8 protein-coding genes are annotated in these 11,394 nt (G+C 69.6%); 4 read left to right on the top strand and 4 right to left on the bottom strand.

Translation table 11 applies throughout. The features are described from left to right. Positions 1-201 precede the first annotated feature (201 nt). A complete protein-coding gene (locus ACXAID_RS24300; RefSeq protein WP_475024742.1) occupies positions 202-1,254 on the top strand; it encodes a methyltransferase in 1,053 nt (350 codons plus the stop codon). On the opposite strand, the gene ACXAID_RS24295 is transcribed toward ACXAID_RS24300, so the two are convergent. Continuing rightward, complete coding sequence (locus ACXAID_RS24295; protein WP_475024741.1) at positions 1,251-1,805, bottom strand: ferritin; 555 nt, start codon at positions 1,803-1,805, stop codon at positions 1,251-1,253. The genes ACXAID_RS24300 and ACXAID_RS24295 overlap by 4 nt on opposite strands. Positions 1,806-2,020: 215 nt before the next feature. Between ACXAID_RS24295 and ACXAID_RS24290 the strand changes: the two genes are divergently transcribed. Then, positions 2,021-3,325, top strand: a complete 1,305-nt coding sequence (locus tag ACXAID_RS24290) for an NRAMP family divalent metal transporter (protein ID WP_475024740.1) — start codon at positions 2,021-2,023, stop codon at positions 3,323-3,325. Positions 3,326-3,335: 10 nt separating this feature from the next. Here the strand turns inward: ACXAID_RS24290 and ACXAID_RS24285 are convergent, their stop codons facing one another. The 3 genes from ACXAID_RS24285 to ACXAID_RS24275 are packed head-to-tail and all read right to left on the bottom strand — an operon-like array spanning position 3,336 to position 7,452. Beyond that, positions 3,336-4,367: a threonine aldolase family protein gene (locus tag ACXAID_RS24285; RefSeq protein ID WP_475024739.1), complete on the bottom strand. Its 1,032-nt coding sequence runs from the start codon at positions 4,365-4,367 to the stop codon at positions 3,336-3,338. 23 nt (positions 4,368-4,390) lie between these two features. Further along, positions 4,391-6,739, bottom strand: a complete 2,349-nt coding sequence (locus ACXAID_RS24280) for an AAA family ATPase (RefSeq protein WP_475024738.1) — start codon at positions 6,737-6,739, stop codon at positions 4,391-4,393. Positions 6,740-6,768: 29 nt separating this feature from the next. Beyond that, on the bottom strand, positions 6,769-7,452 hold the full coding sequence (locus ACXAID_RS24275) for a TVP38/TMEM64 family protein (RefSeq protein ID WP_475024737.1): 684 nt from the start codon (positions 7,450-7,452) through the stop codon (positions 6,769-6,771). A 39-nt stretch (positions 7,453-7,491) separates the two neighbouring features. Between ACXAID_RS24275 and ACXAID_RS24270 the strand changes: the two genes are divergently transcribed. Both ACXAID_RS24270 and ACXAID_RS24265 read left to right on the top strand, forming a co-directional pair. After that, positions 7,492-8,124 (top strand): hypothetical protein, encoded by a 633-nt coding sequence (locus tag ACXAID_RS24270; RefSeq protein ID WP_475024736.1) that lies wholly within the window; start codon positions 7,492-7,494, stop codon positions 8,122-8,124. After that, positions 8,124-11,255: a helicase HerA domain-containing protein gene (locus ACXAID_RS24265; RefSeq protein ID WP_475024743.1), complete on the top strand. Its 3,132-nt coding sequence runs from the start codon at positions 8,124-8,126 to the stop codon at positions 11,253-11,255. The genes ACXAID_RS24270 and ACXAID_RS24265 overlap by 1 nt, the downstream gene beginning before the upstream one ends. Positions 11,256-11,394: the final 139 nt, after the last annotated feature.

Below are 11,394 nucleotides of genomic sequence, written 5' to 3'. Positions count from 1 at the left end.
GCGATGGCCAGCGACGGGCCCGCATGCCCCGCGACGACGAGCGCCCGCGCCTGGCCGACGACGAGCCGGGGTGCGGTGCGGGTGCGGGCGGTGATCGTCGGTTTCTCCTCAGGTCCGCGCGCGCGGCGACCGAAATTCAAGAGTCAGCGCGGGATACAACGTTGACATGGTAGTAAATTCGGTGACGGAAGGTCGCAAAAAGTGAGGCTTGCTCTGCGCGGCGCCAACCCCGTCGAGTGGCTGGCGTTGCGGGCCGGCATCGTGCCGGTCGCTGCCGCCGAGGCGTGGGGCGGGATGGCACTGTCTGCGGTGGTCATCGCCGCGGTGCGCACCGGCGTGACCGCCCGGTTGGCCCGGCGACCCGCCACCGTCGCTGAACTGGCCGCTGACCTGGGACTCGACCCGGTGCCGACCCGGCTGCTGCTCGATTGCCTGCGGTCCGGGGGGCACGTGCGGGTGCGGGCCGGCCGCTACCGGCTGCGCCGCTCGTCGCGCCGCTGGCTGGATCCGGACTCCCCGCTGGGGGTCGCGCACTACGTTGCCGGCGCGTCGGACTACTGGTCCTGGTGGTCGGCGCTCGACGAGGTCACCCGCACCGGACAACCCACCGGACACCACGACGCGCCAGCCGACGACCCGTACTGGCGGCGCTACATCTACGGTCAGCTGGAGCTGGCCCGGCTCAGCGCCGGCGAGGTTGCGAAAAAGGTTAGGCTAACCAGCGATTCACGCAGACTGCTGGACATCGGCGGTGGTCACGGCTGGTACTCGGCGCAGCTCTGTCAGCGCCACCCGCAGTTGACCGCGACCGTGCTCGACCTGCCCGGCAGCAGCGCGATCGGCCGCGAGATCATCGCCGGCGCGGGCTTGGAGCACCGGGTCGTCCACCGCGACGGGGACGCGACCACCGCCGATCTCGGCACCGGATACGACGCCGTGCTGTGCTTCAACCTGCTGCACCACCTCAGCGCCGACCAGAGCGTCGAACTGCTCAGCAGAGTCCGCGACGCCCTCGCCCCCGGCGGGGTGCTGGCCGTCATGGACGCCTTCGCCGAACCGGGCCGCCGCACGTCGGCCGCCGCGAACGTGCTCGGGCTGTTCGTCTACCTGAGCTCCGGCGCCCAGGTGCACCCGCCGCAACGGTTGTACGGCTGGCTGCGCGCGGCCGGTTTCGGCACGCCCCGACGGATCCGCATCCTACGCATCCCCGGCCAGGCCATGTACGTGATACGCAAGAACGGCGGGCCCGGCTAGAGTCCGGCTCCGGCCACCCTCGGCGCCGTCGGATCAGCCTGGGGGGCAGGAGTATTGAGCTCACGCGCGACGTAGGATTCGAGGTCGAACATGTTGCCGGCAGCGGCGTCCACTACCGACAGCAGCGCGCTCATACTGGCTACCTCTTCGACCTGCTCCTGCAGGAACCACTGCATGAACCGCTCGCCGAGGAAATCATCGTCGCTGCGGGCCGCCTTCGACAGCTCGGTGATCTGTGTGGTCACGTCCTGTTCCTGGCGCAGCGCCAGCGCAACCGCGTCGCGCACCGAATCGAACTCGGAGACCATCGGGTCGAGACCGTCGATCCGGACCTCGAGGTTTCGATCGAGCAAATACTGGACCATCATCATTGCGTGACTGCGCTCCTCGGTGGCCTGGGTGTAGAAACGCTTGGCCAGCTGGGGGAGGTTCGATGCGTCGAAGTAGATGGCCACCGCGGTGTACTGCTGGGAGGCGGTGAATTCGCGGCGTACCTGCCGCCGCAGCAGCATGTGGAATGTGCTGTTGTCCGCGGAGTTCGACTTCGACATGCGCAAGAGGCTATCCGCATCGACTCATCTTCGGCAACGGCTGGCGCATGGGTGACTGCCCACGGGCCCATGCCCGGTCTTCGCGCCGGGCATCGCCAGTCTGTCGCCGCTGCACCGATTTTGAGGGTGGAGTCCGCAAGATGGTAGCTAAGCAAGGCTAGCCTAGCCATGCTAGATTTCGCTGAATTGCGACTCGGCGGCGATGGGAGAATATGGTGAGCGACGACCGGCCGGAGGCTCCCGCTTCGCCGCTGCCGCAGGCGGATCCGGCCGACGGCGCCGAGCAGGCCAAGTCGCGGAGCCCGGGATGGGTGACCATCCTGACCGTATTCGGTCCGGGCATCGTGGTCATGCTCGCCGACACCGACGCCGGAAGCGTGGTGACGGCCGCGCAGAGCGGCGCGCAGTGGGGCTACCGGCTGCTGATGCTGCAGTTCATCTTGATGCCGATCCTCTATATCGCCCAGGAGCTGACCGTGCGGCTCGGATTGGTCACCAAACGTGGCCACGGCGAGCTCATCCGAGAGAGATTCGGGCCGTTCTGGGCCTGGTTCTCAGTCGGCACCCTGCTGGTGGCGTGCGCCGGGGCGATCATCACCGAGTTCGCCGGAATCGCCGGCGTCGGCCAGATCTTCGGAATCCCGACATGGGTGTCGGTGCTCGCCGTCACGGTGTTCCTGGCCGCGGTCGTGCTCACCGGTTCCTACCGCTCCGTCGAACGGGTCGCAGTGCTGCTCGGGGCCTTCGAGCTCGTATTCTTCGTGGTGATGATCGACGCCGCACCCCGTCTCGGTGAGATCGCCGCGGCGCAGACAGACCAACCGCTGGCCAACCCCGAATACCTCTATCTGGTCGCGGCCAACATCGGCGCGGTAATCATGCCGTGGATGGTCTTCTACCAGCAGTCGGCCGTGGTCGACAAAGGTCTGGGCCCAGAGCACCTCAAAGCCAGCCGGATCGACACCGCAGTCGGAGCGGTCGTCACCCAACTCATCATGGCTGCAGTGCTGATCGCTGTCGCCGCCACGATAGGCAAGGAGAATCCCGGCGACACACTGGACACCATCGGCGACATCACCGGGGCCCTGACCCCATTGCTGGGTGAGACCGCCGGCACCATCCTGTTCTCCCTGGGCTTCGTCGGCGCAGCGATGGTGGCGGCGATCGTGGTGTCGCTCACCGCAGCATGGGGGCTCGGCGAAGTGCTCGGCTACCCGCGGTCGCTATCGGGAAACCCGAAGGAGGCGCCCGCCTTCTACATCGTCTATCTGGTGATCCTCATCGTCGGGGCGGCGTTCGTGCTGTCCGGGCTCAACCTGGTCAATCTCAGCATTGCCGTGCAGGTGCTCAACGCCCTGCTGCTCCCCATCGTGCTCGGTTTCCTCTACGTGCTGGCCTGCCGGGTGCTGCCGGAGCAATACCGGCTCAAGGGCACCTACCGGATCGTGGTCGCCAGCGTCATCGTGATCACGGCCGGACTCGGCGTGTACGGAGGCATCAGCGGCATCTTCAGCGGTTGAGCGACGACGCTCAGACCACCGGGGCCCGCAGGACAGCCAGCACGCCTTCGACGTCGGCGTCGCTGCTCGCCCACGAACAGACGAACCGCACCACCGGCGAGCCGAGATCGGGCTGGTGCACCGCATAGCGCCGGGCCACCCGGCGATGCGTGTCGGGATCGAGCACCACGAACACCTCGTTGGCCTGCACCGGGGCGGCCAGCCGCAGTCCCAGCGCGGTCATCCCCGCGCCGAGCCGGGTGGCCATCGCGTTGGCGTGCGCGGCGGTCGCCAGCCACAGGCCGTCGCGGAACATCGCCTCGAACTGGGCCGCCACGTAGCGCTGCTTGCTGGTCAGGTGCCCGATCTGTTTCTGGACGAAGCCGATGCCGTCGAACAACTCAGGGCGGCGCACCAGGATCGCATCGCCGAAGAGCATGCCGTTCTTGGTTCCCCCGACTGACACGATGTCCGCGTCGCCGACCGCCTCGGCCGGGTCGCCCCCAAGCGAGGCAACCGCATTGGCGATACGCGCCCCGTCGACGTGCACCAGCAGGCCCAACGCGTGGGCGCGGTCGATGAACCCGGCGATCTCCCGGGCCGTCCACACCCGGCCGTTCTCGGTGGACTGGGTGACCGTCACGATGCGCGGCTGGGAGTGGTGCACCTCGCTGCGGCCGAGCACCCGGCGGGCCAGCACGTCGGGGTCGATCACGCCGTCGTCGCTGGCGAGCGGGGTGAGCTGCGCACCGGAGAGCCGCACCGGCCCGCCCGCCTCGTCGACCAGCACGTGCGCGATGTCGCTGCACAGGATCTCCTGCCACGGCCGCACGGCTGCGGCCAGCGCGATGACGTTGGCGGCGGTGCCGGTGAAGGTGAACAGCACTTCGGCGCCGGGGGAGTCGAAGGCGTTCCTGACGACCTCGGCGGCGCGGGAGGTGACGGGGTCGGCCCCGTAGGACGCCATCGAGCCGGTATTGGCCCGGTGCAGCGCGTCGAGGGCCGCGGGATGCGCCGGCGCGGCGTTGTCGGAGGCGAAGGCGTTGGACACAGACCCGGACACCCCGCCATGATCGCACCCGCCGACTACGGCAGCGGGCGGGCGGCGAGCCAGGAGAGGAACTCGTCCGCGCCGAACACCGGCTTGCCGTACTCCTGGGCCTTGCGCGCCTTGCCCGACTGGGTGCCGGCCTCCGCGGTCACCAGCACATCGCACCGCGTCTTGGACACCGACGCGACCGGGGCCAGACCCGCCGATCGGGCCAACTCCTCCATCTCCCGGCGTTCCACGACGCGCCCCGCGGAATCCTGCGCGGTCCCGGTGAAGCAGATCCGCGCGCCCGAAACCAGCACCTCCTCGATCCGGTCAGTTTCGAGAAAAGTTGCTCCGGAGGATATCTCGATGCCCAAGAGGTTCTCGGCCGCGCTCAGCCGGTCGAGCAGTTCCGGCGGCAGCCGCACCCGGGACACCGCTGCCCGCAACTGATCGACCACCGACCGGCGGGCCGCGGCATCCCACCCCGCATCGGTGCCGCCGCCGGCGGGCGCGGTGCCGAGCAGGACCGCGCCCACGTCGCGGCTGACCCGCAACAGCGCCGACAACGCGGGCAGATGATCGGCCGCCGGCGTGGCCACCGCGTCATCGCGGCTGACCAACAGCCCCGACATCGAAGCTGCCGGTTCGGGCTCGTCGAAGGCGCCGGCTCCGTCGTCGGCATCGGTGCCGGTGTGCGCCTCGAGCGCCCGTCGTGCCCGCTGCAGCGCGGTCGACCCAGACACCGGCACCGAGCCCAGCTCGACCCCCAGCGGCATCGCCGTCACGTAACCCAGCCGCTTGAGCTCGAAGTCGATCAGGCCGAGCTGTTCGTCGACCCCGGGACCCACCGGCGTGCAGCCGGCCAGCATCGGTGCGATCACCGCCCACGCCTCACCCAACGTCGGGGCCAGCAACACGTCGGACACGCTGATTCCGAACGCCTTCCGGGCATCGGCAAGGTCGCGCTGCGGGTTGATCAGCGTCGACACCGCGGTGCCGTCGTCGAAGGCCACCGCGAACTCCACCGGCCTGGGGCGCGACATCCGGCCCTCCTCGCCCACCGTCAGCATCCCGATCGCGCAGAAGCGGCGCACGCCCCGGTGGCCGGCCGAGCCGCGCAGAAAGCGGGCGATGCGCCGGTCGGTCTTGAGATCCCTGGGCAGCACCGGCCTCTTGAGCACCAGGCCGGCCAGCGACGTGCAGCGACTCAGCGCGACGTAGAGCTGCCCGGTGGAGAACATGCCACCGGTGAGGTCGACGACCAACCGGTCCAACGTCTGGCCCTGGCTCTTGTGGATCGTGATCGCCCAGGCGGGCTTGAACGGAAGCTGGGTGTAGGAACCGACGACCTCGCGGGTCAGCGAACCGCCGGAGGCGACCGGCCGGGTCGCCTCCCAGGTGAACGGGCTGACCTCGGCGCAGGTGCCGTCGTGGAACTCGACCTCGACCACCGCGCCGTGCCGGTCGTAACCGACACCGGTGACCCGGCCGAGGGTACCGTTGACCCAGCGGTCGGTCTGGTCGTTGTTGAGCATCATGATCTGCGCACCGACCTTGAACCGCAGGGTCTCCTCGACCGGCGGGTCGAACAGCGAAAGATCGCCGGAAACCCTTGCACGATGCGCCATCTCATCGCCGGGAAGCCGGTCGAGATGCTGGCGGTTACGTGCGGTGACGAGCCGGTTGGTCGGCGCCAGGGTCAGCCAGAACTCGTCGTCGGGCGGTACGAAGCCGGCGTCGGCGCGGGCGTTGAGCTGCTCCTGGGCGTGCCCGAGCAGCACACCTTCCCGAATCTCGTTGAGGATAGCGGTCATCCGGTCGTCGCCGAGCTGGCGGAACACCGTGCTCAGCGACACCGTCGGGAAGTCGTCCCGGCGGAAGCTGCGAGCCGAGAAGAAATAGGGCGTCTCGTAGCGCGCGGTTCGCCCAGCGAAGAAAGCGCTGTCGTGCTCGCCGACCACCGGCGGCAACTGGTACAGGTCACCGACCAGGACGATCTGCACACCCCCGAACGGCTTGCCCGGCTGCGGGCCGAAGCGCGCCAGGGCCGCGGCCACCATGTCGAACACGTCGGCGCGCACCATCGAGACCTCGTCGATGATCAGCGTCTGCAGCGCGGCCAGCGTCTTGGCGAACCGCCCCGGCCGGTAGTCCCGGCCGATGTCGTCGAGCGTGGTGGTGCTGCGGAATCCGAACAGCCGGTGGATCGTGTAGCCGTCGACGTTCAGCGCGGCGATCCCCGTCGGCGCGGCCACCACCACATTGCGGTCGGTCTCGGCGAGGAACCGCCGGATCAGCGTCGACTTACCGGTACCCGCCTTCCCGGTGACGAAGGCGTGGCTGCCAGCGGCCAGCAGATCCAGGGCGTGGCGGAACTCGTCGGTCCAGACGATGCCCATGGCAGGCGAGGTTACCCGCGGCGACGACCTCAGCGGCGGGCCCGCCACGCCCGCCACCCGCGGTGCGCGGCGAACGCCCCGATCACCGCCGTCGCGCACCACACCGCCACCGCGGCGATCGCCAGCGGCGCCGAGAACTCGCCGATCGCCGCACCCGCCGCGGTGTAGGAGAACGCCCGCGGAGCCGACCCGATGAGCGAGCCGACCGCCATCTGCCACACCGGCACCCCGAACGCCCCGAACGTGTAGGAGGCCAGCGCGTCGCTGACACCGGGGACGAAACGCTGCCCGACCACCGCCCACAATCCGCGCCGCTCGATCAGCTCGTCGACACGCGCCGCGCGCTCGGCCCCCAGCAGCGCCCGGGCGCTGTCCCTACCGGCCCGGCGGCCCGCCAGGCTCGCCAGCACGGCCGTGCCCGCCGCCGCACCCAGCGTCACGAACGTCCCCACCAGCGGCCCGAACAGGAAACCGCTGCCCGCAGCCAGGATCGGCCCGGGCACCAGCACCGCGCCCAGCAGCGCCGACACCACCACATACGTCAGCGGCGCCAGCGGGCCGGTCGAGGCGACCAACCCGCGCACGTACTCCACGTCGATGACACGCTGCACCGCGACCAGATAGAACAGCCCGCCGAGGACCGTCGCGAACAGCGCAAGCCGCACGATGTGCGGGCGCCGCGACGTCCCTGGAGTGTCCTCACCGTCGACCATGCCGAACGCAATCCTGCCGCACGCCGTTAAGTTGGCTATGTGAGTGTGACGCCCACGGATCTGACCGGAACCGAGAGAGCCGTGCTCATGGTGCTGATGGCCGAGTCCCGGCCGGTGCCCAACCCGGAGCTCGCCGTGCTGGGCCCGGCGCTGGACAAGCCCGGCCGCGACAAGCTCAACCGGCTCGGTCTGATCGAATCCGAGCGGGTCAACCGCCGATACGTCCACGAACTGACCGACCGCGGCTGGGCGCTGTGCCGCGACATCGTCACCGCCGGGCCCCCGCCGCGGTCCACCGGCCCGGCCAAGGCGCTCTACACCGTGCTCGGTGCCCTCGACCGCTACCTGCAGCGGTCTGACCTGAGCCTGGGCGAAGTGTTCTGGCCCGCTGACAACCGGCAGGAAACCGATCCCACCAGTGTCGAGGACCGGATCCGGTCGGCCTACCATCGGCTCGCGACCCGGCCCGGTGGCTGGGTACCGCTGGCCCTGCTGCGCACCGAACTCGACGTGGCTCGCGACGACGTCGACGTCGCGCTCAAGACCCTGTTCCGCACTCGCGGGGTGACCCTGATCCCGGAGGAGGACCAGAAGACGCTGACCGACGCCGACCGCATTGCTGCGGTGGTGATCGGTGACCGCCCCAAACACCTGATCGCGATCGAACCATGATGGACACCGCACAGCGCGACGCACTCGCCGCCCTGCGCCTGACCTGGGCGCCCACCTCCGACGACCTGTGGCGCACGCAGGCCAACCATGTCAGCGGCCTCAATGAATACGCCATCGACGACGTGCTCGACGCGTTCGGCGACGCCCTGCGCGAACCGGCGTCGACGCCGCTGGGCGTCGTGATCCGCGGGCAGGCCGGCTCTGGTAAGACCCACCTGCTGGGACAGATCCGCGAGCGCGTGCAGGCAGGCGGCGGATACTTCTTCGTCATCGAACTGCTCGACGCGGCGAGCTTCTGGGAGTCGGTGCGCAACGGCGTTCTGGAAAGTCTCGGGCGGCCGGGTGCTGAACGGGAAACCCAGCTCAAAGACCTGCTGTGGGAGCTGTCGTCGATCGCGCACATCTCGCGGGCCGACCGGCGCGCCATCATCGGCGACGACGATCTCGAACCCGAGACCCTCAACTGTTTCGTCAACGCGCTGGTGACCGCGCGCAAAGACCCGGTGCGGCGGTGTCATCAGGTGTTGCGGGCGTTGGTGCTGCTGGGCGCGGCCGACCTGACCGCCCACGACATCGGCGAGGCCTATCTGCAGGACAGCGACGAGATCGGCAGCGATGACCGCGCCCGCTGGGGGCTGCGCAGCTCGCCGCAGTCGGCCCAGGACTGTGTGCGTGACCTGTCCCGCTTGGTGGCGGTGGCCGGCCCGGCGGTGCTCGCGATCGACCAGATCGACACGCTGCTGGCCCAGTCGATGGCGCGCACCGGCGAAGCCGACCACAGCGGCGACAGCGTGCTCGAGGAGGTCGCGCACGGGTTGATGGCGCTGCGCCAGACCACTCGGCGCACGGTGTCGGTGGTGGCGTGCCTGCCCGCAGTGTGGGAGAGCGTGCAGCACCGGGCCACCGCCAGCGTCGCTGATCGGTTCCGGGTGACCGCCCCGCTGGCCCCGTTGCCGACCGCGGGGGTCGGCCGAGCGATCCTGGAACGGCGGTTCGGCGCCGGCTACGCCTCGGTGGGGTTTCACCCGCCCTATCAGAGCTGGCCGATCCTGGCGTCCGCGTTCGAGGACGCCCGCGACTACACACCCCGGCAGCTGCTGATCCGGGCCGACACCCACGTGCGGGAATGCCTGCGCCACGGCGACGTCGTCGAACTCGAGCGCCTCGCCTCCGACCGCTCGCCCGCCTGGGAAGCCCAACCGGCCGAGGCGAGTACCGCCGAAACGTCGAAGCTCGATCGCGACTTCGCCGAGTACCGGCGCCGCGCGGTACCGGCGGCCGCCCTCGACCACGAAGGCGAGGACGTCACGGTGCCGGAGTTGCTGGGAGCGGTTCTCGCGGCGTGGATCGCTGAGCGCGACGGGGATCCGGCGTTCGTGTGCGACCCGCCACCGGGCGCGCACGTCGTACTGCACGGCCGGCTCCGGCAGAGCCTGGACGCTGTCACCGACGACGAACGGCACTGGGCATTCCGGGCGATTTCAGCGAGCAACGCGCGGTCGGCGCAGAGCCGCGTCCAGAAGGCCGCCACGGCAACGGGGTTGCGTGCCGGATCGGATCGCCGTCAGTTGTTCTTCCTGCGCAACACCCCGTGGCCGACGGGCCCGAAGACGGCCGCGCTGATCGAGGAGGTCCATGCTGCCGGTGCGCGCACCCTCGCGCTGAGCGACGACGACCTGCGCACGATGATTGCGCTGCGCGACCTGATGGCCGATGACCATCCGGATCTGCCCGGCTGGCTGCGTGCCCACCGTCCGGCCCACGGGCTGCTGCTGTTGCGCCAGGCGCTCGGTGGCGAATACGCGCCCACCGATGGCGAGCTCGAGGCGCCGCGCCCGGCGGTCGAGCCTGCCACACCCGAGCCCGAGCCGGTCGAGGATGCGCCGGTCGAGATGCCCGAGCATGCGATTCCGTTGGGTCGCGACCTGCACACAGATGAGCCGGTCACGGTCGAGCTGTCGGCGCTGCGTAAGCACATCGCCGTGTTCGCCGGATCCGGGTCCGGGAAGACGGTGCTGATCCGCCGCCTCGTCGAAGAATGCGCGTTGGGTGGCGTGTCGTCCATCGTGCTGGACCCCAACCACGACCTGTCGAGGTTGGGTACCGCCTGGCCGCAGCGGCCCGACGGGTGGCGTCGCTCCGACGACGCCCGATCTGCGCAGTATCTGCAGGACACCGACGTGCGGATCTGGACGCCGCGGCGCAACAACGGCTGCCCGCTGGCGTTCCAGCCGCTGCCCGACTTCGCCAGCGTTCTCGACGATCCGGACGAGTTCAACGACGCGGTGGAGTCGGCATGCGCGGCGCTGGAGCCGCGGGCGCTGATCTCCGGGCAGACCCAGAAGGCCACCCGCTCTCGCGCGGTGTTACGAGAAGCGTTGCAGCACTACGGACGAACTGAATCGCCGACGTTGCCTGGGTTCATCGGGTTGCTCGAGGACCTGCCCGACGACGTCAGCGGCCTGGCCGACGGCCGCAGGATCGCTGCCGACCTCGCCCAGAACCTGCAGGCCGCGATGGTCAACGATCCGCTGTTCGGCGGCTCGGGCACCCCGGCCGACCCCGGCGTGCTGCTCACCCCGGCCGACGGCTACCGCGCCCGGGTGTCGGTGATCAGCATGATCGGGCTGACCTCCGAGGAGCAACGCCAGAGCTTCGTCAACCAGTTGCAGATGGCGCTGTTCGCGTGGATCAAACGAAATCCGGCCGGGGAACGCCCGCTGGGTGGGCTGCTCGTGATGGACGAAGCGCAGACGCTGGCCCCGTCGAAGGGATTCACCGCCTGCAAACGCAGCACGCTGGCGCTGTCCTCGCAGGCCCGCAAGTACGGTCTGGGCCTGGTGTTCGCCACCCAGCACCCCAAAGCGCTGGACAACAGCATCCCGGGCAATGCCGCCACCCAGTTCTACGGCCTACTCAACGCGCCGGCCCAGATCGAGTCGGCCCGCGAAATGGCGCGCGCCAAAGGGGGGCTGGTCAACGACATCAGCAGGCTGCGGGCGGGCAACTTCTACCTGGCCACCGAAGGGCAGGCGTTCCACCGCATCGTCGCGCCGTGGTGCCTGTCGCACCATCCGGCCAGTCCGCCAACGGCCGAGGACGTCCTCGCCCTGGCGGCCTCCTCCCGGTGATTTCGGCGTGGGGGGGGGGAACGGGGACAAAACGGGCGGTGAAAGGGACGAAAAGCAACGACAAAACAGAAAAGAAAAACAAAACCGTTGCGGGCCCGGGTGGTATGGGGACCCTTCCAGTTAGTGTCATTCCCACTTC

It is taken from the genome of Mycobacterium sp. ABE4_509, assembly GCF_056160785.1.
This window is presented reverse-complemented; position numbering and strand designations above follow the sequence as displayed.

What these genes read in the sequence shown, in the direction of transcription:
- ACXAID_RS24295 (WP_475024741.1), bottom strand. Translation starts at nt 1,805, where the DNA reads ATGTCGAAGTCGAACTCCGCGGACAACAGCACATTCCACATGCTGCTG.
- ACXAID_RS24280 (WP_475024738.1), bottom strand. Translation starts at nt 6,739, where the DNA reads ATGGGCATCGTCTGGACCGACGAGTTCCGCCACGCCCTGGATCTGCTG.
- ACXAID_RS24275 (WP_475024737.1), bottom strand. Translation starts at nt 7,452, where the DNA reads ATGGTCGACGGTGAGGACACTCCAGGGACGTCGCGGCGCCCGCACATC.
- ACXAID_RS24265 (WP_475024743.1), top strand. Translation starts at nt 8,124, where the DNA reads ATGGACACCGCACAGCGCGACGCACTCGCCGCCCTGCGCCTGACCTGG.